At 67.9% G+C, this 23,745-nt stretch carries 12 protein-coding genes and 1 pseudogene; 5 read left to right on the top strand and 8 right to left on the bottom strand.

Annotated elements, in window-relative coordinates:
* Positions 1-2: 2 nt before the first annotated feature.
* The 6 genes from AC3WQM_RS15025 to AC3WQM_RS15000 all read right to left on the bottom strand — a co-directional run bounded on the left by AC3WQM_RS15025 (position 3) and on the right by AC3WQM_RS15000 (position 16,092).
* A complete protein-coding gene (locus AC3WQM_RS15025) occupies positions 3-11,426 on the bottom strand; it encodes a filamentous hemagglutinin family protein (RefSeq protein WP_492679748.1) in 11,424 nt (3,807 codons plus the stop codon).
* 100 nt (positions 11,427-11,526) lie between these two features.
* Entirely contained in the window at positions 11,527-12,546 is a 1,020-nt protein-coding gene (locus AC3WQM_RS15020; protein WP_492679746.1) for a FecR family protein, read from the bottom strand.
* 99 nt (positions 12,547-12,645) lie between these two features.
* Entirely contained in the window at positions 12,646-13,164 is a 519-nt protein-coding gene (locus AC3WQM_RS15015) for an RNA polymerase sigma factor (protein WP_390346298.1), read from the bottom strand.
* Between the two features lie 7 nt (positions 13,165-13,171).
* Positions 13,172-13,930 (bottom strand): hypothetical protein, encoded by a 759-nt coding sequence (locus AC3WQM_RS15010; protein ID WP_492679744.1) that lies wholly within the window; start codon positions 13,928-13,930, stop codon positions 13,172-13,174.
* A gap of 235 nt (positions 13,931-14,165) precedes the next feature.
* Entirely contained in the window at positions 14,166-14,843 is a 678-nt protein-coding gene (lolD, locus tag AC3WQM_RS15005) for a lipoprotein-releasing ABC transporter ATP-binding protein LolD (RefSeq protein WP_390346302.1), read from the bottom strand.
* The gene (locus tag AC3WQM_RS15000) at positions 14,836-16,092 is read right to left on the bottom strand and encodes a lipoprotein-releasing ABC transporter permease subunit (protein ID WP_062473701.1); all 1,257 of its coding nucleotides are present in this window, start codon (positions 16,090-16,092) and stop codon (positions 14,836-14,838) included. Before AC3WQM_RS15000 ends, lolD begins: the two co-directional genes overlap by 8 nt.
* 123 nt (positions 16,093-16,215) lie before the next feature.
* On the opposite strand from AC3WQM_RS15000, the gene AC3WQM_RS14995 reads away from it, so the two are divergent.
* From AC3WQM_RS14995 to AC3WQM_RS14975, 5 genes and pseudogenes are all read left to right on the top strand, one after another.
* Entirely contained in the window at positions 16,216-17,193 is a 978-nt protein-coding gene (locus AC3WQM_RS14995) for a hypothetical protein (RefSeq protein WP_492679742.1), read from the top strand.
* On the top strand, positions 17,190-18,911 hold the full coding sequence (gene recJ, locus AC3WQM_RS14990; protein WP_062473697.1) for a single-stranded-DNA-specific exonuclease RecJ: 1,722 nt from the start codon (positions 17,190-17,192) through the stop codon (positions 18,909-18,911). The genes AC3WQM_RS14995 and recJ overlap by 4 nt, the downstream gene beginning before the upstream one ends.
* A gap of 49 nt (positions 18,912-18,960) precedes the next feature.
* Positions 18,961-19,554: a hypothetical protein gene (locus AC3WQM_RS14985; RefSeq protein ID WP_492679740.1), complete on the top strand. Its 594-nt coding sequence runs from the start codon at positions 18,961-18,963 to the stop codon at positions 19,552-19,554.
* Positions 19,555-19,701: 147 nt separating this feature from the next.
* Complete coding sequence (locus AC3WQM_RS14980; RefSeq protein WP_492679738.1) at positions 19,702-20,049, top strand: zinc ribbon domain-containing protein YjdM; 348 nt, start codon at positions 19,702-19,704, stop codon at positions 20,047-20,049.
* Positions 20,050-20,174: 125 nt separating this feature from the next.
* Positions 20,175-20,393 (top strand): annotated as a pseudogene (locus AC3WQM_RS14975) (SDR family NAD(P)-dependent oxidoreductase); the annotation flags it as partial.
* A 1,123-nt stretch (positions 20,394-21,516) separates the two neighbouring features.
* On the opposite strand, the gene AC3WQM_RS14970 reads toward AC3WQM_RS14975, so the two are convergent.
* Together AC3WQM_RS14970 and AC3WQM_RS14965 are read right to left on the bottom strand one after the other, a co-directional pair.
* A complete protein-coding gene (locus AC3WQM_RS14970) occupies positions 21,517-21,726 on the bottom strand; it encodes a hypothetical protein (protein ID WP_492679736.1) in 210 nt (69 codons plus the stop codon).
* 254 nt (positions 21,727-21,980) lie between these two features.
* Entirely contained in the window at positions 21,981-23,486 is a 1,506-nt protein-coding gene (locus AC3WQM_RS14965; RefSeq protein WP_492679734.1) for a YfjI family protein, read from the bottom strand.
* Positions 23,487-23,745 lie beyond the last annotated feature (259 nt).

The raw sequence follows: 23,745 nt of genomic DNA, 5'->3' as shown, positions 1-23,745 counted from the left end.
GCCTAGCGGTCCTGCTGCAGGCGACGACGCTCGTCGCTGCTCAGGGCGGCCCAGTGCCTGGGGTCGATCTTGCGGCCCATGCCCACCACCTGCACGGGGTTCTGCGGGTCGTAGTCGACCTGCGCCCCGGATTGCAGTCCCGACCGCGGCGCCGGCGCGTCGCGCCCCTCTTGTGCGGGCTCGTTGCCGAAGCCGAGCACGCGCACCGTGAAGACCGACGCCAGCGCCTGCCGCGCGGCCGCGCGCTCGCGCTGCACCGCGTCCTGCGCCGCGGCCGTCGCCTGCGCAGCGGCAGCGCTCGCGTTGGTGAGCGCGCCGATGTTCACCGACGCGATCACCGGCAGGCCCTTGGTCTCGCCCTTGACCTGGATGTTGTCCGCGTTGAGCACCTGCAGCGCCGCAATGTTCAGGTTGCCCGCCACGCGCAAGCCCGCATCGCCGGCGTTCACGGTGCCGCGCGGCGCGACCAGGTCGACGTCGCCGTCGCCCACGGTGCCGATGCCGCTGCCGCTCATGTCCGACTTCTCGCGGATCACCGTCACGCCGTCCAGGTCGGTGGACACCTCGGGCGCCGATGGCACGCGCAAGGTCTTGGCGCCGCGCCCGGCGTCGATGTCGCCGACGGTGGACCAGATGATCTGGTCGCTGCCCTGCTTCGTGACCTCGGGCACGAACGACAGGATGCGCGACTGGTTCACGGTGACGTCGTTCCTGGCCGCAATGCCGATGTGCCCCGACGCCAGCGTCACCAGACCGTAGCCGGCCGGCACCGCGGCGCCCAGCGCCGCCACCTGCAGGCCGCCGCCGGGCGTGAGCACGTCGATGTCGCCGCCGGCCATGGTGCGCAGCATCAGCTTGTTGGCCGCCACGTCGCCCTTCCATGTGTCGCCCGGGAACAGCGTCTCGATGGCCGTGTAGCCGCGGTTGTAGCCGCCGTTGCGCGGCAGGCCGCCGGTGCCCGGCTCGTTCTGGTCGCGCCCGGCTTCGCGCAGTTCGAGCAGGTAGACCTGCCGCAGGAACTGCTGCTGCGCGAGCTGGGGCAATTTCTGGAAGCGCGCCCAGGCTTCGAGCGGCTCCAGCTTTTCGCCGGTCATGTCCGACATGAACGACACGAGGCCGCGGCGCACGGTTTTTTCCTGCCCGCCCGCGCGCGTTTCGACCTGGTCCACCAGGTAGATGGGCAGCACGCTGCCGACCGCGCCCCGGGTCTTCAGGTAATCGGGCATGGACGCGACCTTCGACGGATCGAGGTAGGCGGCCGTGAACGCGTCGTAGCCCACCGCATGGTTCAACCCAGCCATGGCGGTGATGGCGGCGCCGTGTTCCGGGAGGCCCTTGACCTGCGTCTCGGGCAGCGCGCGGTTGTTCCGGTCGTAGCGCTGGTTGCCCAGCGTCTGCACCTGCAGGTTGTCGGCGTACAGGTCGCGGCCGGCGGCCAGCACCAGTGTGCCGGGGCCCTGAATCTCGATGTTGCCGGTCAGGCCCACCGAGAGGTCGTTGTTCGGGTCCAGGCGCGCCGTGCTCTGCATCGCCAGGATGTCGTTGCCCGCCTCCAGCAGCGTGACGTCGGAACCACGCAGGTTGCGCCCCGCCAGCCGCAGGCCGCGGATGTCGGTGCCCGCGCGCACCCAGGTCTGCTCGTTGGCCTTCACGTCGAGCCCCACGATGGAGCCCTGCGATGCATAGATGCGGCTGGGCTCGAAGTCGTTGGCCAGCGGCAGCACCTCGGGGTTGTTCACGCTGCGCAGGTACGAGTTGTTGACCGGCGAGGCCAGTGCCCGCTCGATCAGGTTGTCGAGCATGTCCTCCATGTTCATCTGGCTGAACGGCGAGCCCGCGCCGCCCGGCATGTAGCCCGTGGGCATCATCGCGGGCGTGGCGTAGGCCATGACGAGCGGCGCGTCGAAGCGGATGTCGTTCTTCGCGACCACCCGCACGTCGTTGGTGGTGCCCGGCAGCACGTACAGCGGCCCGTCGATGGCAATGCCGCCATTCAGGGCGGCCGCCGAGAAGCGCGCCGGATACCGGTTGCCGCCGAAGCCCACCAGCGTGTCCTTCTCGACCCAGCGCAGCAGCAGGTCGCGGAAGATGAACTCGGTCCGGTTCACGAAGGTGATGTTGCCGCCGGTCGACACCAGCCGCAGCGCGCTGCGGTCGGTGTAGCCGCTCATGTAGGCGCCGTAGTTCAGCACCTGGCCGTCGCCTCGAAGGCCCTCGCCGTAGGTCACCAGCAGCGGATCGACCACGGTCTGCAGGCGAAGGTCGCCAGCCGTGCGAAGGCTCAGCGTGGCGTCGCCCAGCGCGAGGATCGGCGCCACGGTGTAGCTGGACTTCGTGAGTCCGCCGCCGCTGTCGTCGCGGGTTATCGTCACCGTGTGGCCGACCGCCGTTTCGCCGGCGCGGATGTCGCCCGCGCCGCGCGCCACGTAGTACTGCCCGCCGCGGATCGCGCCGCCGGCCTGCACCGTCATGGCGCCGCCGTTGCGCATTTCCATGGCCATGGCTTCGCTGACGGAACGGCCGCCGCGCATGCGCATGTGGGTCGGCAAGGCGACCAGCAGGTTGCGCAGGTCGCCGCCGGCGTCCACGCTGACGTTGCCGCCGCCCAGCGCGCCAACGCCCTGCTGGAAGCGCCCGTAGTCGATCCACCAGCTCGACTGCTCGGGTGCGTGAATGACGGGGCCGTAGACGCCGTCGGGGTTCCAGCCGTTTTCGCCGTTGGTGTATTCGCCGAAGAAGCGCTTTTCATTGAGCGTGCCCTGCCGGTTGAGCCATTCGCTGAAGTGCTGGCCCGACGGCGCGGCCTCGATGCTGCCCTGCGCGCCGATGGCGAGGTTGCCGCCTTCCACGCCGTAGCTCGCGTTCGGGTTGGCGGTGGAGAAGTCGCTCCACACCGTCGTGTCCTTGCGCCCGGCGGTGTAGATCACCGATTCCTTGTGCGCCAGCGTGAGGTCGCGGCCCGCGCGCACCTCGAGGTCGCCGGTGCCGGTGCGCACGAGCTTGCCCGCGCCGTTGTCCGGCTTCGGGTCGCTGTCGGTGGGTACGGCGGTGTTGGCCGTGCCCACGGTGATCGACCCCTTGCCCGCGGCCTGTGCCGCGAGCGGCTTGAGCGCCATCGCATCGGCCGAGGCCAGCTCGCCGCCGGCCACCAGCCGCAGGTTCCACGACGGGCCCGCCTGCAGCCGGCCGCTGCGGTCGGCCGCGTCGAAGCCATCGCTCAGGTGGCCGTTGATGGCGAGGTTGCCGCCCGCGCGCAAGGTCAGCGTGCCTTCGCGCGCGCCGGAGAAATCGCTGAAAAGATTCCAGTCGCTGTTCAACGCGAGGTCGCCCGCGCTGCGGACCTCGATGCCGGGCATCACGGCCAGCCCGGTGCCCAGCCGTGCCGCCACCCCGCCCGATGCGGCCCTGAAACGCGCGGCATCGGCAATGGCGTCGGGCTTGACCGAATCGACCGTGGCGCCGTCGTAGTCCTTCACGTCGTAGACGCTCACGCCTTCGAGCACCGCCGAGCGCGCACCGTTCACCGCAACGTTCAGCGCGCCGACCGCGACGTCGTCGTGCGCGGCGTTCTGCTGCGCGCGCAGGCGCACCTTGCCGCCTTCGTTGCCGGCCACGTCGATCAGGCCGCCTTGCAGGTTGAGTTGCCCGCCCGCCGCTTCGAGCGTGACGCGGCCGTTGCCTAGGCTGCCGGTGGCACCGGCGAGCAACTGCGCGCCGGCCTGCATTGTCACGCCGTTGCCGGCGGTGATGCGAATGGCACCGCCGTAGGCCGAGCGCGCATCCACCGTGCCCGAGATGTCGATGCTGCCCCGGTCCGCCGTGAGGCCGAAGTCTTCCACCTGCGTGAAGCCGCCCAGTGCCACGTTGCCCTGGCGGATGCGGAACTGGCGCGAGCGGTTGAAGCCGGCGTCGTTCAGCCGCTGGCTCACGCCGGCGAAATCGGGCAGCGCCTCGATGTCGAGCGCGAAGCTGCCGGCCTTGCCGCCATTGCTTCCCGCCTGCGCCGCGATCAGGCCGTCGAGCACCACCGTGCCGCCCTGCGATGCCGCCAGGCTCAGCGTGCCGGCGTCGCCGCCTCTCGGGTGCGCGGCCAGGTCGAGCCGGCTGCCGGCCTCCAGCCGCACGTCGCCGCCCACCGCCGACAGGCCGATGCGGCCCGCGTCCGCGTATTCGGCCACGTCGAAGAACTGCTTGGCGGAGCCGCTCACGTCGATGGTGGCGCCGCGCGCCACGACAAGGCTGCCGCCGGTCGCCGTCATGTCGATGCTGCCGCCACGCGCCACCGCCCTGCCGTCGAAGGCAATGCTGCGCCCGCTGAGGTTCAGGCGCAGGCCCAGGCTTTCCTGAGGGTCGAACGACGAGGGCTCGCCTTGCGCCGAAGCAACCACCTGCAAGGCGCCGCCCGTGGCAATCGACTGCGCCGCACCGCCGCGGCCGGTCAGCAGCGGCGTGTTCAGCGTGAGCGGCGATGCGCCCGTGTCGATGCCGCCCGCCCCCTCGCCGACGATCACGTTGCGGCCCGCCAGCGTCACCGCGCCGAAGCCCGAGAACGTCTTCTGGCCCGCGCCCAGCACCAGCGTGGCCGCGTCCAGCGTGAAGCCGCCCGCACCGCCGGCGGCGGGCACGCCGGTGCCGCCACCGCCGCTGTTGACGAGCGCGATGCTGTCGCCCTTGATCGTCACGTCGCCCGCGCCGCGGCCCACGAATGCGCCGCCGTCGAAGGTCAGCGATTTCAGGCCGGCAGCGCCCAGATCGAGCGAGCTGTAGAAGTCGAAGTCGGTGTAGCTGCGCAGCGTCAGGCGCGTCGAACGGCCCAGCTGCGCGAGCGCACCGCTGTCCAGCACCATGCCTTCGGTGCCGCCGCCGAAGCCGATGCGGCCGGCCGCCACCGACAGGTCGGTGCCCGCGATCTGCGCCGAGGCCGCCAGTTCCGTCGTGCGCGTGGCGTCGATCAGCAAGGCCGCATCGCCGTTGACGATGGCACCCGCACCGATGGAAACCAGCCCGCCGCGCGAGGTGTCCACGCCCTGGCGGATGACCTTGACCGCATCGCCGGTGGCCACGCGCACCAGCGCGCCCCAGTCCCTGGCCGCCGAGACGAGCACGTCGTCCACCGCGTCCTTGGCGTCGATCACGCCGTCGAAGTTGTCGTCCAGTTGCCCGTCCGGGTCGGCGTAGACCGCCGCCACCCGCGGCTTCATGACCAGGTTGCCCGCGCCGCGCCCGCCCGCGCCCTTCGCGCTGACGCGGCTTCCGCCTTCGATGGCCACCTTGTCGCTGGCCGCCAGGATGATCTCGGGGCCGAACAGCTCGGAGCCCTCGTTGTTGCGCACCACGATGTCGGTCGCGGTCACGTCCAGTTCCAGGCCGAGCGCGTTGCCCTTGCGCTTGCCGCCCACCAGCAGGCTGCCCGCGCCGAAGTTCGACAGGCTCGCCGCATCGATGACAAGGTAGCCGTCGGCCTGCAGGCTGGCGCTGTCCTGCCCGCTGCCGACGATGGCGATCTTCTTGCCGGCAATGTCCACCAGCCCGCCGCGCCCGCCCTCGTCGGGTGCCGAGCGCAGCGTGCCGTCCAGCACCAGCCGGCGGCCGGCGTCGAACACCACCGCACCGCCGTCGCGCGGCAGGCGCGGCGTGACCACGTTCTGCCCGGTCAGGCGGTACTGCGTGAGCTTGAAGGCCTCGGACGAGAAGAAGTCGTTGGCCGTGGCCTCGTTGTATTCGGAGTAGCGCCGCAGCACGGCGCCGGACATCACGCGCCAGGCCGACGCCTGCACGTCCTGGTTGCCGCCGTAGGCGTTGCCGGCCTTGCCCTGCATGACCAGGCTGCCGTCCGGTGCGCGGGTGGCGGGTGCGAGTGCGCCGCCCCAGGCCTTGCCCGTTGCCTGCACCGCGAAGGCGCCGGGCAGCAGCGCATAGCGCGCGGGCAGCAGCGTGTACCAGCCGGCCGCCAGACCGGGGCCGCCGGCGAGCCAGACGCGCTGGCCCGCCGCGGCACCGCCAGCGGGCGCCGCACCGCCCTGCCCCGGCAGGATCGCGTACATGCCCGGCATGTTCAGCATGTCGTGCGAGCCGCCCGGGCCCGGCACGAATTCGGAGGCATGCAGGTCGCCGCCGCCCGCGATGTCCACCACCGCGCCACGCGCCAGCGCCACGTCGGGCGACTTCATGGTGATGCGTTTTTCAGGCGGCGCAACCAGCGATCCAGTCGACGGATTGGTGGGATCGACCGCCTTCGACGGGTCGTGCCAGTGCTCGTTGTTGGACAGCGTGCCGAAGGGCACGGTCATCCCGGCGCCCAACACCGAAGTGAGGCTGCCTGCGCCCAGCGACAGGCGCTCGCCGGCGTTCAGCTCGATCTGGCCGAAGGGCGCGCGCAGCACGCCGTTCTGCGCGATCACCGGTGCTTCCAGGCGCAGGCTGCCGCCGGCCGACAGCGGTGCGCTGCCGGCATCGCCCAGGCGCTCGACGGTGATGGAATCGCCGGCGCGGATCACGCCGGTCATCGCGGTGGTCGGGTACACCTGGCCGGCGTTCAGCACCAGCTGCCCGTCCACGTCGAGGTTGACCTGCAGCCGGGTTTCTTCATTGATCGGCGAAGGCAGCGCGCCGCCCATGCGGATCTCTCCGGCTTCGAGCACCGTGCGGCCGAAGCCGCCGATGCGCACGGCGCCGGCCTGGAACTGGGTCGGGTCTTCCGATGCCGAGATGTCGATCAGCGAGCCGGCCACGGTGAGCTGCCCCGCCCCTGCCAACGATACCGGCGCTTCAGGTGAGGCGGCAGGCACGGCCGACAGCACGATGCGTGGCGCGCGCAGCGACGACGACGTGCCCGCGTGCCCGACGATCGGCCCCTGCAGCCAGATCGAGCGGCCCAGCGCGAGGTTCGCGTTGTCCAGGCGAATCGCGCCCTGTGTCGCATTCACCAGCGAGAGGTCGGCAAAGCCGCCGTCCTTGAAGGCCTGCGGACGCACCGTCAGCGTGGACACCTGGCCGGGCTTGTTCAGCAGGTCGCGCAGCAGGTCGCTCGAAAAGAGCGCGTCGCGGAACAGGTCCAGCGCCTGCGGCGTCAGGCCGAACTGCGCCGCATCGAGCGCACCGTTTGCGCCGGGCAGGCCCAGCCGGTCGGACACCACCAACTCCTTCACGTCCGCCAGCTTCGCGAGCAGGGCCGACGACAGGATCATCGGCCCGTCGATCTCGTAGCCGTAGCTGCGCAGGCCGGGCGCCCAGTCGTAGTCCACGCCCTGCCGCCAGTCGCTGCACACGCCGTCCACCGCCAGGCCCACGCAGTCCGGGTCCTGCAGCACGCGTTGCAGTTGCTCCAGCGGCGAGCCGGTCGGGCCCGATGTCGCGGTCATGTTCAGGCGGATGCGCCCGCCGATGCCGTTGGGTCCGCCCGCCTTGCCCACCATCGTGCTTTCGATCAGGCCCTTGCCCGTGATTTCGATCAGGCCGCCGTTGCTGTCCAGCCGGATCTCCGGTGCGGGCCGGGGCACGCGCGTGCCCGAGGGGCCGGCATCGGGCACGCCGTCGATCGTGCCGGTGGCGCCCGACACGTCGATGAGCGCATCTTTCTCCAGCCGCATGTCGCCCGCCAGGATGCTCACCGTGCCGCCGTCGCGCACCTCGCCCACGCGGCGGCCGCTGCTGCTGTCGATGCGGATCAACGGCACGCCGCGCGCCAGCAGCTCGGCGCCGGTTTCGAGGACGACCGTGCCGCCGCTCAGCCCGATGCGGCCCGCCGGTGCGTCAAGGCGCCCGCCGACCGTCAGCACGCCCTGTTCGCCACCGGCGTTCAGCGACAGGCTGCCGCCGGTGTCGGTGCGCACGCTGGCGCCCCGCGCGATGCGGACCGGGCCGTTCTCGGTGCCGAGCGACAGCGCCGCGGGGCTTCGCGCCGCGCGCTCGTCGGGCCGCAAGATGCCAAGGGGCGCTGCCTCGGCCAGGTTGCGGCCGCTGGGCAGGTCGCGCCAGGCGAAGTTGTTCAGGTCGATGCTGGTGGCCTGCTGCGACACCGACACGCCTTCGGGCACCACGATGCCCTTGCCTTCGCCGCGCACCGAGACCGTGACGTTGCCGAACCCGCGTTCGCCGAAGAGCGTGGGCGGCAGCATCACCACCGAAGAGGCCGAGGGCGCGCCGGCTTCGTCCGGCGGCGAAACGGGCGGCACACCACCGATCTGCACCGCCGAGGCGGTCTGGATCGACAGGCTGCCCGCCGAGCCCGCCGCATGGGCGCGCATGTTCAGTGCGTCCAGGTCCAGGTCGGGCGTCACGCCGGACAGCAAGATGGACCCCGCATTGCCCACGCGCAGCGTCGGCAGGCCCTGCTTGCCGGGGTCCACGCGGCCACCGCCGGACACGTCGAGCACGGCATCCTTGTGGACCACGATCTTTCCGGCAATCACCGTGATCCCGCCGCCGTCCAGCGCCCAGGCGCCGCGCAGCGCGCCGTCGCGCCAGGTGTTGATCCACTGGCCGCTGGCGTCCAGCCGGCCCTGCTCGCCGATCTCCACTTTTCCGTAGGCCGACGAAAGCCCGATCTGCCCGCCCGGCACGCGGATCAGTCCGTTGATGCGGATGTCGTTGGTCGAGCCTTCGGTGCCGGCCACCGAGAGCGACGCGCCCGGCGAGAGGTTCAACGCGGCGCCGCTCGCAAGCTCGAAGTCGCCGTTGATGTGGTTCAGCACGATGCTGCCCATGCCCGAATTGCTCAGCATGTCGTCCGACAGGAAGGTGAGCTTGCGCGACTTCTGCTCGCCCGGCTTCAGCTGCACATAGAAGTCGTCGCCGAGCTTCGTGTTCGCATCGAAGTCCTGCGCGAGCCGCTTCGGGTCGTGGCTGACGATGATGGTGCCCGGCGACCAGGGCCGCCCGTCCGGCGAGTTCTCGCCCAGCTGCAGCCGGCCGCCCTTGTTGCCGCCCGGGTTCTTCGACTGGCGCTCGCCCACCACCACGCCGCCCAGCATGTCGCCCTCGAGCACCATGGTGTCGCCCGCGTAGATCTGCACGGCGCCGGCCTTGCGCCCTTCGGTGTAGCCGGCTTCCTTGTAGTCGGCGCCGATCAGCGGTGTGCGCCAGGTGGTCTTCACGCCCCAGCGCGCATGCTGGTTGGTGAACTCGCCCGCGATGCCGGTGTAGTCGGTGTCGGACATGGCCCGGTCCATGGTGTGCACGCGGCCGCCCGCGCCCATGAGCTTGGTCGCGGTGTTCATGCCGTCGGTGTAGCGCACCGAGCCGCCGGACACGTCGAGCATCGATCCCGTGCGCGTGATCACCGAGCCGCCCGAGCGCATCTCGATGCTGCCCGCGTTGGCCGAAAGCTCGCCCAGGTCGGTCTTGCCCACGCCCACCCAGCCGCTCACGTCGCCCAGCGGCGTGCCCACCCAGGCACCGGGAATGTAGGTGGCGCCGTCAGGGCCCAGCACCCATTGCACGCCCGCCATCGGGCCGTCCTTGAACACGCCGCTCACGCGCCGGTCGACGATCACCTTCTTGCCACGCACCCACGCGTCGAGCTGCATGGGTGAGTCGCGCAGTTCGTTGATGCGCAGTTCGGCCTCGATGAAGTTACGCGACATGGCCACCTGCATGCCCTGCAGGCCGGCCACGCTGAGGAAGGCATCGTTGTCCACGTAGATGCGGCTCGCGTCGCGCAGGCTGCCGGGCTTGAAATACGGGAACAGCGTGAACATCGGATTGACCGCCGACTCGAGCTTGATGGTTCCCGCCGGCACCAGCACGCCGGCCTTCGAGCGGATGTCGATCAGTTGCCCGTACAGGCTCACGCGGCCCGGCTGGTAGCGCGTGGCAAGCGCCGATGCCTCGATCTCGCTCGTGTCCGAGGTGTCGGGCAATACCTGCGAAATGCTGCCCTCGCCCAGTGTGAGCGTGCCGGCCGACCAGTTGATCAGGTCGTTCACGCCATCGGCGTACATGTGCGAGCCCAGGCCCCAGGCGCGCAGCAGGATCGAGCCGTTGCGGTTGTTCAGCGCCGTGGTTGCACTGAGCACGCCCGACTGCCGCACGTCCTGCGCCTGCAGGGTGATGTTGCCGCGGTCGGCCTGCACGGTGCCGGTGTTGACCACCTCGTAGCCGACCGCCTTGGCGCGCGCCGCCATCTCGGGCATGACGACATCGCGCAGGCCGGCGACGAAGTTGGCGTCGGCATAGACCGGCGAGAGCTTGAGCGCGCCCCACACCTGCCCGCCAGTGAAAGCCCAACCGGGCACTGCCGAAGCGGCCACGTCGAGGCCGCGGGGCGCGTTCGGGTCCTGCGTCGATGGCGTCTTCAGGTAGATGTTTTCGCCGGCCGCGAGGATGACCTGGCCGTCGGGCGCCGAGATGCGGCCCGCGTTGCGCACCTTGGGCGCGAACAGCATGACCTTGCCGCCGCTGTTCGCCGCCAACTGCGCACCTGCGTCGACACGCACTTCGCCGGGCGCCGCACCGGGAACGAAGCGGTCCACGTCGCCCATCTTGTCGGGCGCGCCGCCGACGCCGGGCTTGAAACCCGCGTCGCCGTAGATCAGGGGCCGCTCGGAGGTGAACTCACCGAACTGGGGAATCGGGAAATCGTTGCCCTGGTTGGTGAGCACCTGCGGGTTGTTGATGCCCAGCTTGAACTGCTTGTCCGACAGCGCAAGGCTGGACGCGACCAGCGAGCGCGTGTCCACCTGGCTGGAGCCGGTGAAGACGATGCCGTTGCGGTTGACCAGGTACACCGAGCCGTCGGCCTTGATCTGCCCGGCAATCCGGCTGGGGCGGCCGCTCGGATCGTTGATGCGGTTCAGCGCGATCCATGCGTTGGTGCCGTCGGGCTTGGCGCCGCCCTTCTGGTCGAACTGCACCGTGGTGTGCTTCCCGACGTTGAAGCTCTCCCAGTTCAGGATCGCCTTGTCGTCGGTCTGCTCGATGCCGACCACGGTGCGGCCGCCCGCCGCGGTCTGCACCGGCGCCCTGGCATTGAGCCAGCCTGCGGTGAGGCTGTTCGTATCGACCTTGAGCCCGCCGTCGGCCAGGCCGTCGGGGATGTCCGAGCCCCCGTTCGATGCGGCCTCACGTGCGGCCGCCTGCGCCGCCTGTTGCGCGGCAATGGAGCGCGCCGCCATGTTCAGGTTGCCCATGGAGCGCTGCAACTGTTCGCCGGCCTTGCGCTGCTCCAGCGGGTTGGTCAGCATCGATGCCGGCATGCCGTTGGGCAGGCGGCCCGTCGCCGAGGCGGTGTTCTGCACCGCGCTCTTGTTGGCGAACCAGGCGCCGCTGAAGGCCTGCTGGGCCTGGGCATCGAGCACCAGGGCGCCGTTGGCCGCCAGCGTCATGGCAATGGCGCGCGCGATCGGCGCCATGCGAAAGCGCCGCGCCTGCCGCCGGTTGCGCGCCTTCGTTGCGTGGATCGGTGTGAGGGGCCCGCGTGTGCTCATGAGTCGTTTCCGCCGGAAAGTTGAGTCGATGCACTACGACGAACGGGCGCCCCACGACCCCGCAACTTATTTTTCAGGCCGCGCACCACGGCCGTCCGATTCAGCTGAGAACTGTCAACCCGCCCGGCAACGAACGGGCGTCGAGATCGAAGGCATGCTGCAGCTGCACCAGCGCCAGGTCGAGCGATGCGATGTAGAAGCTCCCGGTGACCAGGCGGCTGCGCGCAGCCGTGTTCATCAGCACCACGCGGCCGCGCCGGTAGCGGTTAATCTCGTCGAGCACGTCGGACAACCGGGCCTGCGTGAACACCAGCTCGCCCTTGCGCCAGGCCGACAGGTTGGCGGCGCCGACCAGCGCCACGCTGCTCACCGACGTGCCGTCGTACACCGTCTGCTGGCGTGCGCGCAGCTCACGCGCACCCGCGGGATGCTCCACGCGCACCGCGCCTTCGATGCAGGTCACGCACACCTTGGCGTCCAGGTAGCGGACCTCGAAACGCCCCGACTCGGCCAGGCTGCGGCCGGCCCCGGCCACGACGCCGAAGGGCCGCGCGCCGCTGGCCGACGACAGATCGAACGCGGCCTCGCCCTCGAGCAGGTCGACGCCGGTCGTCCGGCCGTCCACCGTGCGGCGCCGGATGCGGGTCTGGGTGTTCAGGGTGACCTGCACCCGCTCGGTGAGGCCCACCTCCAGCTGCTCGCCGGTGGCGGTGCGGTAGTCGGCACCCGATCCCGCCGGCGCGGGCCACAAGCCCGCGGACGGATGGAACACCGCCACGCCCGCGACACCGGCCATGGCCGCCGCGCCCGCTGCCGCACCGAGGAAGGCGCGGCGCGCGAGCACCGGCCGGGGCTGGTGGCGCGCATGAAACGCCGCCGCATCGGCATTGGTGCGAAGCACGCCGGCAGAGGCCTGACCGAGCACGGCCCATTGCGCCCTGGCCTCCTTGAAGACCGCCGCGTGCGCCGGGCTGCGCGCCAGCCAGTGCTTGAAGCGCTGGGCGTCCTGCGGCTTGACGGCCCCCGAATGAAGCAGCCGCAGCCACTCCCAGGCCTCGTGCCGCGTCGTGTCGGCCGCGAGGACGGGATCGTCGACCGGTGCCGTCAGGGGGTCGTGCATCACGGCCGCGGCCCTTCTTCTGGGCCTCGGCCCGCTGCGAGCGCCAGGGTGATTCGATTCTTCACTCCGTACGACGAACGGGCCGCACCGATCCCGCAACTATTTTTTGTCATGGGCCATCCGGGCACTCAGGTAGTCGTGCGCATGCTTGAGTTCGTATTCGACGGTGCGCAGGGAAATGCCCAGGCGCCGGGCCACTTCAGGCTGCGTCAGTCCCTCCATGTGCACGAGCACGACGACCTCGCGCCGCCGCGCCGGCATGCGGTCCAGCAACTTGATCACGGCGTCCAGCTGCGAACGCGCCTCGGCGATCCGCGCGGGTCCCGGCGCCGTGTCGGCCAGTTCCATCAGCGCATCGATTTCTTCGAAAGGCAGGTTGCGGCTCTGGCGACGCTGGATGTCCAGCGCAATGTTGAACGCCATGCGCACGAGATAGCCGCCCGGCCGCTGGATCGGCCCTGCCTCACTTCCGCCCTGGTCGTTCACGCGCAGCCAGGTGTCGTGCAGCGCGTCCTCGGCCAGGTCGGCATTGCGCAACGCGCGGCCCAGCTGGCGCTTGAGGGCGTCGTAGTGCCTGGACAGGTAGTCCATGAGCACGGGGCGGACGTCTTCGGCCATGGACAGGTCAGGACCGCGAGCGGCCGGCCGCCTCGCGGCAGCGCGTTCCGCCGCGCGCATCGGTAGGCAGGATGAGCAGCGTCAAAGGCTGCGGCAGGTCCGGCGGCGGCGCATGCGCGAGGCGCACGCCCCGCAGAACCTCCAGCATCTCGGCGTCGCGGGCCGCGTCGCCAGTCAGGCCGAGCAGGCGCGGCCGGCGAAGCTGGCCCCCCTCGTCCACCTCGAAGCGCAGCAAGGACCGGTACGTTCCTGGCCGCGTGCGCACATTGCCGCACAACGCTTCCCAGACCCGCGCCTGCACCAGGCTGGGGTAGCCCGCCAGGCTTCCAAGGCTGGCCGCGCGCGGGGCCTCCGCCCGGGCCTGCGCCGGCCTCAGCGCGAGCGTGACGGCCGAACCCGTGCGGACCTTTTCGGCCACGAGGCCCGTGCCCTCCAGCAACAGTTCAAGCGCGGTGTCGGGGGCGTAAAGCCCGCGCACCGCGGAGGACGTCAGCCCGGCCAGGATTTCGCTGCGAAAGAGTGCAGGCTGCCGCGTGACGGCGGCATAGCGCTTGAGCGCATCGGCCAAGGGAAGCGAGGGAATGTCGAACGCCAGTGCGGCGTCACCCGCGCCTGGAACCGCGTCGACCGGGGCCTCGCCCTCACGCAGCGGTGATGCAGGCCCGTCGCTCGCCCAGGCCGTGCCGGCCAGCCACGACAGCGCGAGCGCGCAGAGTGCGACGCTGCGGCCTGTAGCGCCCGCGAACCCAGGGTGCACCTCGCTCACCCTCGCGGCACAACGATGCCGCGCGCATCGTCACGCCCGCCGTGAGGATGCGAAAGCCATGGCAGGGAGAAAAGTCGAATCGGCAAGGAGCGCACGCCAGTCGGGAAACTTGCATGCTGTCACCGGCGTGTGACGGTCTCGTTGCAACGTCAGACGTTCCTGCGCCCCGACGCGTGGCGCGCATCCCGTGTGCCGCAGGAAACCCGAGGACGCCCCTCGAGCGGCTGACCGACGCTCAGCCCGCCAGCCGCCCCGCCACCAGCTGCAGCACGCGGTCGCAGCGCTTGGCCAGGTCCTGGTCGTGCGTGACCATCACGAAAGCCGTGCCGTGCCGGTGCGCGAGGTCGAGCATCAGCGCGAACACGGCGTCGGCCGTGCTGCGGTCGAGGTTGCCGGTGGGCTCGTCGGCCAGCACGCAGGCGGGCTTCGTGACCAGCGCGCGCGCAATGGCCACGCGCTGGCGTTCGCCGCCCGACAGCTCGGCCGGCCGGTGGTGCAGGCGTTCGCCCAGGCCCACGCTGGCGAGGATCTTGGCCGCGGCCTGCGACGCTTCGCCGGCCTCGACGCGGCGGATCTTCAGCGGCATCGCGACGTTGTCGAGCGCGCTGAACTCGGGCAGCAGGTGATGGAACTGGTAGACGAAGCCCAGGTGATGGTTGCGCAGCCGGCCCTGCTCGGCGGGGTCAGCATGCGCGATGTCCTTGCCGAGCAGTTCGACCTTGCCCGCGGTGGGTGCGTCGAGCCCGCCCATCAGGTGCAGCAGCGTGCTCTTGCCGGAGCCGGACGCGCCGACGATGGCCAGCGTTTCGCCAGCATGCACGTCGAGGTCGACACCGTGCAGCACGGTGAGATCGATGCGGCCTTCGTGGAAGCGCTTGGTGAGGCCGCGGGCCTTGAGAACAACATCACTCATAGCGCAGGGCCTCGGCGGGGTTCACACGGCTGGCGCGCCAGCTCGGATACAGCGTGGCCAGGAAGGCCAGGATGAGGGAAATGATCGCGATCGGCATGATGTCGCTTTGCTGCGGGTCGCTCGGCATCTTGCTGATCAGGTAGATGTCCTTGGGCAGGAAGCTGGCGTGGAAGAGCTGCTCCAGGAAGGGCACGATCACGTCGATGTTGTAGGCGATGCCCAGGCCCAGCAGCAGGCCGCCCACGGTGCCGATCACGCCCACCATGGCGCCCTGCACCACGAAGATGGCCATGATGCTGCGCGGCGAGCTGCCCAGCGTGCGCAGGATGGCGATGTCGGCGCGCTTGTCGGTCACGGTCATCACCAGCGTCGAGACGAGGTTGAAGGCCGCCACCGCGACGATCAGCGTGAGGATGATGAACATCATGCGTTTCTCGACCTGCACGGCCGCGAACCATGTCTTGTTCTGGCGCGTCCAGTCGCGGATGAGGAACTGGCCCGGCAGCGTGACGGCGAGCTGGTCGGCCACCTCGCGCGCCTCGTGCAGGTCTTTCAGCTTGAGGCGGATGCCGGTCGGGCCTTCGAGGCGGAACACCTTGGCGGCGTCTTTCTCGTGCACCATCGCCAGCGCCGAGTCGTACTCGTAGTGGCCCGAGTCGAACACGCCGACCACGGTGAACTGCTTCAGGCGCGGCACCACGCCGGCTGGCGTGACCTGTCCGCCCGGCGCCACCAGCGTGACCTGGTCGCCGGGCTGCACGAACATGGAGCGTGCCAGCTCGATGCCCAGCACGATGCCGAACTCGCCCGGCACCAGCTTGTCGAAGGTGCCGCCCTTGGCGATGCCGCCGGTGTCGGTGACCTCGGGCTCGAGCGCGGGGTCGATGCCGCGCACGATGGCGCCCTTCATGTCTTCGCCGCGCGCGATCAGCGCCTGCGTGTTGATGAACGGCGCCGCGCCGATCACCTCGGGGTTCTTGCGGGCGTCGGCCATGATGGCGTCGATGTCCTGCAGGGCCTGGCCGTCGCGCGAGAAGATCTCGATGTGCGAGACCACGCTGAGCATGCGGTCGCGCACTTCCTTCTGGAAGCCGTTCATCACGCTGAGCACGATGATCAGCGCCGCCACGCCCAGCGCGATGCCGAGCATCGACACGCCGGAGATGAAGGAGATGAAGCCGTTGCGTCGCGTGGCACGGCCTGCGCGCGTGTAGCGCCAGCCGAGCTGCAGTTCGTAGGGGAATCGCATCAGCGGCCTCGCCCCGTGGCCTCAAGGGGCATGGGCGCACCCGCGGGGGGCGGCAAATACTCGGGGTGAGGAGCGAGGGGGTAGGTCATACGGTGGAATTGTGGCATCCCGGACAATAGGGAAATGGCCGAACCTCTCCCACGTCATCTGTTGATTCCCTTTGCCGGCCGCGGTTCCCCGGCTTGCCGCGCGGCGCTTGCGACCCTGCGGCTGCCGAACCTCGAAACCCTGCTGCTGCGCCTGACGCTCGCCGACACCGACACGCAGGACGACAGCACCCGCTCCCCGCCGCACGAACGCGCGCTGGCCCGCGCGCTCGGCCTGCCCCCCGCCGACGACGGCTGCATTCCCTGGGCCGCGCTCGAAGCCCGCAAGACCGGCCTGGCCGCGCCCGGCGACCACGAGGCCTGGGGCCAGGTGACGCTGTGCAACTGGCAGGTCGGCATCGACGACGTGGCGCTGGGCGACCCGAGCGCCATCGAGATCGACGCCGCCGAGTCGATGGCCCTGCTGACCGTTGCTGACCCGTTCTTCGAGGAAGACGGCATCGCGCTGTACCCCTCCGACACACCGGGCCGCTGGCTCGCCCGCGCGCCCATCTTCGACGGGCTGGCCACGGCCTCCATCGACCGCGCGGTGGGGTACCCCATTTCGCAGTGGTCGCCGCTGGGCGATGCCTCGCGGCCGCTGCGCCGGCTGCAGAACGAGATGCAGATGCTGCTGTACACGCAGCGCGTGAACGACGAGCGCACCGCGCGCGGCGTGCCGCCGATCAACTCGTTCTGGCTCAGCGGCACCGGTGTCCTGAAGGACGGCGACCTGCCCTCGCCGCCCCTTTCGCGCACGCCGGTCGTCGACCTCGCGCTGCGCGACGCCGCGCTGCGCGACGACGGCCTGGCCTGGGCCGCCGCCTGGCAGGCGCTGGACGCCGGCGCCGTCGCCGGCCTGCTCGCCGACCTGACGCGCGGCGCCGACGTGGCGCTCTCGCTGTGCGGCGACCGCGGCGCGCAGCTTTTCACCGTGCAGCCGCGCGGCCTCGCCCGTTGGGCCATGGGCCTGTTCGACCGCAACCGCGCCACCCAGGTGCTGGAGTCCCTATGAAGATCATTGCCCGGGACATCCCGCCGCGCACCGTCTGGGCGCTGGAACAGGCCGGCGTGCACCCGCTGCTGGCGCGCCTATTTGCCGCGCGCGGCGTGCGCGGCAAGGACGAGCTCGACGACGGCCTCGCGCGCCTGCTGCCGCCCGACACGCTGCGCGGCACGCGCGAAGCCGCCGTGCTGCTGGCCGACGCCATCGCACAGGACAAACGCCTGTGCATCGTGGCCGACTACGACTGCGACGGCGCCACCGCCTGTGCCGTCGGCGTGCGCGGCCTGCGCCTGCTGGGCGGCAAGCACGTGAGCTACCTCGTGCCCGACCGCGTGGTGGACGGCTACGGCCTGACGCCGCCGATCGCCGAGCGCGTGGCCGCTGCCGGCGCCGACATGCTGATCACCGTCGACAACGGCATCGCCAGCGTCGAAGGCGTGGCCGCCGCCAAGGCGCGCGGCCTGCAGGTGCTGGTGACCGACCACCACCTGCCCGGCCCCGAGCTGCCCCTGGCCGACGTGATGGTCAACCCGAACCAGCCCGGCTGCGAGTTCGAAAGCAAGAGCATCGCCGGCGTCGGCGTGATGTTCTACGTGCTGCTCGCGCTGCGCTCCGAGCTGCGCACGCGCGGCGTGTTCGACACCGCCACGCAGCCCAAGCTCGATGCGCTGTTGCCTCTCGTCGCCCTCGGCACCGTGGCCGACGTGGTGAAGCTCGACGCCAACAACCGCCGCCTCGTCGCCCAGGGCCTGCGCCGCATCCGTGCGGGCGCGATGCCGGCCGGCGTGGCGGCGCTGTTCAAGGCCGCGGGGCGCACCGCCTCGGCCGCGACCACCTTCGATTTCGGCTTTGCACTCGGCCCGCGCATCAACGCGGCCGGCCGGCTGGCCGACATGACGCTGGGCATCGAATGCCTGCTGACCGACGACGCCGGCCGCGCCGACGAACTCGCGCGCATGCTCGACGGCATCAACCGCGAACGGCGCGACATAGAAGGTGGCATGCGCGACCAGGCGCTGCTGCTGGCCGAATCGCTGTTCGCCGCCGACGGCGAAGGCGTGGAAGCGCCGCCGCCGGCCATCAGCGTGTTCGGCGCGGACTTCCACGAAGGCGTGGTGGGCATCGTGGCCTCGCGCATCAAGGACCGCTTCCATCGCCCGACCTTCGTGTTCGCGGCCAGCGCGGCGCCGGGCAAGGAGCAGGAACTGAAGGGCTCGGGCCGCTCGATCCCGGGCTTTCACCTGCGCGATGCGCTCGACCTCGTGGCCAAGCGCCACCCCGGCGTGCTGCTGCGCTTCGGCGGCCACGCGATGGCCGCGGGCTGCACCGTGGCGCGCGAGCACTTTCCCGTCTTCGAGCGCGCGCTGGCGCAGGTGGCCGGCGAATGGCTGGCCGAGGCCGCGCTCACGCGCCAGATCGAGACCGACGGGCCGATCGCGCGCGAGTACATGCGCATCGACCTCGTCGACACGCTGCACCGCGAGGTCTGGGGCCAGGGCTTCGCGCCACCCACCTTCAGCGAAGAGGTCGAGGTGGTGTCGCAGCGGCTGGTGGGCGAGAAGCACCTGGCGCTCAAGCTCAAGCACCAGGGCCAGCCCATCGACGCGATCTGGTTCAGCCACACCGAGCCGCTGCCACCGCGCGTGAAGCTGGCGTTCCGGCTCGATGCGGACGAGTGGCAGGGGGTGCGCCGGTTGCGCTTTCTGGTCGAGGGCGCGGAGGTGTGACGCGGGCGGCCTAGACTGGAGGCCCATCCATTCGACCGGGCACTCTCGCATGCAGCAAGAAGCCATCTCGGCCCACGACATCTTTCCGCACATCCGCGTCGTGATGGGCATGGTCATCGGCCTGGGCGTGACCCGGCTGCTGTCGGGCGTCGCACGCATCGTGCAGCATCCGACGCAGTACCGGCTCTATGCCGTGCACCTGGCCTGGGTCGCCTCGGTGCTGCTGGCGCTCGTGCATTTCTGGTGGTGGGAGTTCGGCCTGTACCAGATCGACAACTGGACCTTCGGCACCTACGCCTTCATCGTCAGCTACGCGATCCTGCTCTTCTTGCTGTGCGCGCTGCTCTTTCCCGACAGCATGCAGGACTACGCGAGCTACCGCGACTACTTCTACGCCCGCCGCGCGTGGTTCTTCGGCTTGCTGGCCGCCACCTACCTGCTTGACGTGGTCGACACGCTGATCAAGGGCGAGGCGCACTTCGCCCGCTTTGCGATGGAGTACCTCATCCGCACGCCCATCCTCGTGGGCCTGTGCATCGCGGCGGCCCGGTCGGCCAACCCGCGCTTTCACACGGCCTTCGTCGCGGGCACGCTGGCGTACCAGCTGTCGTGGATCTTCCGGCTCTTCGACACGCTGGACTGAACGGCCTCGGCCACGGATTCCACGGGCGCGAACACGATGGCGCCTTCCGAAACTTCAAGCTCGCTGCGGCCGGATCCACAGGACCTGCGTCAATGAGGGCAGGCTAATATCCACGCCCTTCAACCGATACGGACCGCCCCTACTGCCGTGAGTACCCAGCCCCCTTGCCCCCAATGCCATTCGGAATTCACCTACGAAGACGGCCTCAACCTTGTCTGCCCCGAATGCGCTCACGAATGGTCCGCCTCGGGCGCGGCCGCCGAAAGCGCGGCCGATGAGGGCCGGGTCATCAAGGATTCAGTGGGCAACGTGCTGAACGACGGCGACACCGTCACCGTCATCAAGGACCTGAAGGTCAAGGGCTCGTCGCTGGTCGTGAAGGTCGGCACCAAGGCGAAGAACATCCGCCTGATCGATGGCGATCACGACATCGATTGCAAGATCGATGGCATTGGCGCGATGAAGCTGAAGTCGGAGTTCGTGCGCAAGGCGTGAGACCGGCATGACTCATGCGGACGAAACCCGCGCCAGCGCAGCGTGGTGTGTGGGCTCTGCGTGATCACCGCGTCCTTGCGGGCGCGGGTCTGTCGGTGTTTCTTGCCCGCGTCGCGTCCCCATGGCGCGCGCCCGTTCCGCACCTGGGACGCGACAGCTCGATCATCAACACCGAGTCGGTGACAGGCCTTGAGGGCAGCGCGCAGTTGCTGGACTACTCGGCCACCAAGGGCGCCATCCACGCGTTCACCAAATCGCTTGCCAACAAACTGCTCGAACGCGGCATCCGCGTGAACGCCGTGACGCCGGGCTCGGTGAGGACGCCGCTGAATCCGGCGGACCGCGAAAGCAACGTCGATAAATGCGAATCGATCTGGATCTAGTGCCACTAAATGCGAATTTACCGAAGGTCGAGAGGACAGCGTCGGGGCTCACGCGTCCGCGCTTGCTTCTTGAGACAGCCGAGAAAGCCGCTGGCCACTGGTCAACGACGAGAACGTCACCATCCCCGGGGCACCTTGGTCGCCGGTCCTCCCGACCCCATATGACCCACCTTGAGTCGTACCGCCCATGCCGCCAGGTCCGCCCTTCACGTCGGCAGCAGGGGTCGATGAGATCGAATTCGCCACGAGGAGCCGGGCACCGTCCTCTCCAGGAACGCCCCCGCCACCGCCGCCACCTCCTTGCCCGCCACGGGTTAAGACAGTCTGGATCGATCTTGGAGCACCCGCAGCGCCTGCGCCTCCGCGCAGTTCAGCCTGACCGGCGCCGGCGAACTCGTCCGGCGTATAGATCTTCAGGACGCAGCCCATTGGACCGCCTCGGCCACCCGTGGCAACCCGATGTCGGTCCATGTGTTTTCCGCGCGCACTGCAAACCACAACTGTACGCCCGAGTGCTTTGCGCCTGGGATCGGCTTTGCACCCGTGCCCCCGATAGCACTTCGGCTGAGACAGGACAGTGAAGCAGATCTGCCACCAGGTAGTCCACCGTGGCCTGCAGCGGTGTGGATCGTACGAATCCGCCAGAATCTTTAGTTCGATGGTGCAAACGATAGCGCGAAGATTCTGCAATGTCGCTCAAGACGCGATTGACCCGTCTCCAGCGTGCAACGCCGCAGCTCCCAAAAACAGTAAGCATTCCCAAAATCGCTCGAGGGGAAGTTGGACTAATGATCTACGTAAACGCGACGAGGCAGTCACTAAAATCACAAATCAATCTCCGGGCTTCATTAACGAAAAAATAACTTCAATCCCAAAACACTCTGCACCGCAAAATTCAAAAAGAAATTAAATCCAATGGCCGTCACCGACACCAAATCGCCAGATTTTCCAAACAACCAATTTGAGGACCCCAATAGCACTCGATGGATTTTAGAAGGGAATCCCACGCTACGAGTCAATGCAAGCCAACTAAAAAATTGCCTATCCCTCTTGCTCAAAATCATAGAATCCGGAGAGTTTTCCGCTATTGAAAATAATGAGCAACTGAATCGATTTTTAGAGAAAAGATCTCGACATGATCAGCAAATGCTGGCTCTCTTTGGGCTGAAACACTCCCCCCCTTCGTCGCAGAACTCATATCCGCGATATTGGGGTGGAAAATCCATTTAGAAAAACCGTCGATCAAAAAATTGATCGACAATAATTCCAATTGACAATTTTCGAGGGATTGCATTCATAACAAACTCCTATTCCTCGAGACACCTTGGCATTCGAACGACAGAAGGTGAGTGACTGCGGCGACCGTTGATCCTCGACAACCTCGCTCCACGCACCCCTCGTCCTTCTGCCCTCATCCTGATTAGGCGATCGGACGATGTCAAAGTCCATATTTTTGATAATTTAACGCATGAGGCGTTCGAAACACTGCTACAGCTGCTACATGTAGCAGCTGTAGCAGTGTTTCGATGCGTGTAAATCACGACCTATCTAGAACCATGGGAAATTATCGACATCCTTGGGGAAGCCATTGTTCGGAGCCCCTTCCACAAGGTCGACCTTGAACTTACTCGGATTTAGCCAAAGATTAATTTGACTTTGCTTTCTGACGATACGAACCATGCCCTTTTGCGCCATGAGGTCCAGTGCACGATCACGGGCATTGACATTTCGCGGTGACGGACCCAGCTGAAGTATTTTTCTCACCGATATATATGGCTTTCGGCCATCGATCTCGCACCTGGCATGAAGCCACTCTGTAATATTTTTTGCGTGCAGTTCATCGTCATCATTTTCCCTCTCCTTGAAGATGGCATGAAATTCACGCAGATAGAACTCGCACACCTGAATCGCAGCGACTACCGTGTCGTGCCCTATCTCCAGGCTGTCCGAATCCAGACAATGAAATAACGCACTGATGCGTGCAGCGTTTTCTGCCATCTTCGAAGCCGCGTCAGGGATATCAAAGAACATCTCTCCCTTTTGCTGAAAAGTCTCCGTCCGCCGGGCAAATGCCGCCCACTCTTCTGCAGCGATTGGTGAAAATTGCAACGTCTCGGGCGCCGCTGGAGGTGATTCAAGGGGGTGGTTTTTTCGAAGCAGCTGCGTGATCCTTCGAGTCCACTCCTCCATTCCCTCTGAATACTGAACGCCTGGCCGAAGATCTCGATAGCCCGGCTCAAAGTGGGGCCGAGCCACGAGGCACCTTGATACGAATCCGCTCTCGCGTGCGTGGTTATTGGCCTTCCCAAGGAAGTTGTCCACCACACGGGGCTGAGCCATGAGCGAGAGCGTCAGATTCGTGCGCTCCGAAAGTGAGCTGCCGGTGGTCACGCGATCAATGTTGATCGCGTCTCCACTCCATGCCTTGTTCAATATCTCCAGGCTGCGCAGCACGGGTGCGTTCAGGACCGTACCGCCTTCGTCGGAAAAGATGCCCGTCGTGGGGTGACTGTCAGCCAAGATGCGAGCAAACGCCGCTGGGGTGGCATCTTCAACGATCAGCTTGTAGCCCTTGGGCTTTTGAGGCTCTCGTTCATAGAGTTCGGCCATCTTTTTTTCGATGTCCTCGATCGGTTTGTCAGTGGCTCGCGCCTTGCTGATCGCCCGCTCCAGCCCTTTACGTTCGCTCTCCCAGATCCGCCGGTCCCGCTCAAAGTGCCTGATTCTCTTTGCGTGTTCACCGTCGCACTCTGCCTGGAACGCGCGCACAGGCGCCATGAAAGGCCTGTCCGTCGATGACTTGCGCACGCCGGAGCCGGCAATGGTCAGTAGGTAGACCCCGATGTTGCACGTATAGCCAATGGGAACCTTGACACGACGAGAACCCTGACAAGCGATCGACAGCACACCCAACGCGGAAGCGAATGCCAACTCCACCGGAGGCTGAACAACGTAGCCGACCTCCAGCAACACTTTCTGCAATAAGGGCGGCAAACGGTACCAGGGGAAATCAACTCGTACACTTTTCTTAGGTATGAATCCTGGAGATGGCATTACTTCAAATATATTTTTACAACAAATTAATTGTAATGCAAACCAACAAAGCTCCACGCACTCCGATCATTGGTTTGAATCAACCCGCCCTCCATCGAAAAATATCAAATCTCATCGACTTCCGTCATATAGCCCGGTTACTGCACGCTCTTTTTCTTGAGTCGTGCAGCACTGGTCATATTCGCGCGGGCATCGATTAAATTGGAAAGGCTTAATCCTAATTTTTCATCGACGTCTACATAGGATAGATGATGAGGTA

The sequence above is a fragment of the Variovorax sp. FW301-JW7 genome, from assembly GCF_058788795.1.
The sequence above is the reverse complement of the archived record's forward strand: the minus strand, read 5'-3'. Positions and strand labels throughout refer to the sequence as shown.

Excerpts from the sequence above, each read along its gene's own strand:
- AC3WQM_RS15020 (WP_492679746.1), bottom strand. The coding sequence starts at position 12,546 with ATGCACGACCCCCTGACGGCACCGGTCGACGATCCCGTCCTCGCGGCC.
- AC3WQM_RS15000 (WP_062473701.1), bottom strand. The coding sequence starts at position 16,092 with ATGCGATTCCCCTACGAACTGCAGCTCGGCTGGCGCTACACGCGCGCA.
- lolD (WP_390346302.1), bottom strand. The coding sequence starts at position 14,843 with ATGAGTGATGTTGTTCTCAAGGCCCGCGGCCTCACCAAGCGCTTCCAC.
- AC3WQM_RS14985 (WP_492679740.1), top strand. The coding sequence starts at position 18,961 with ATGCAGCAAGAAGCCATCTCGGCCCACGACATCTTTCCGCACATCCGC.
- AC3WQM_RS14970 (WP_492679736.1), bottom strand. The coding sequence starts at position 21,726 with ATGCAATCCCTCGAAAATTGTCAATTGGAATTATTGTCGATCAATTTT.
- AC3WQM_RS15015 (WP_390346298.1), bottom strand. The coding sequence starts at position 13,164 with ATGGCCGAAGACGTCCGCCCCGTGCTCATGGACTACCTGTCCAGGCAC.
- AC3WQM_RS14995 (WP_492679742.1), top strand. The coding sequence starts at position 16,216 with ATGGCCGAACCTCTCCCACGTCATCTGTTGATTCCCTTTGCCGGCCGC.
- AC3WQM_RS14965 (WP_492679734.1), bottom strand. The coding sequence starts at position 23,486 with ATGCCATCTCCAGGATTCATACCTAAGAAAAGTGTACGAGTTGATTTC.
- AC3WQM_RS15025 (WP_492679748.1), bottom strand. The coding sequence starts at position 11,426 with ATGAGCACACGCGGGCCCCTCACACCGATCCACGCAACGAAGGCGCGC.
- recJ (WP_062473697.1), top strand. The coding sequence starts at position 17,190 with ATGAAGATCATTGCCCGGGACATCCCGCCGCGCACCGTCTGGGCGCTG.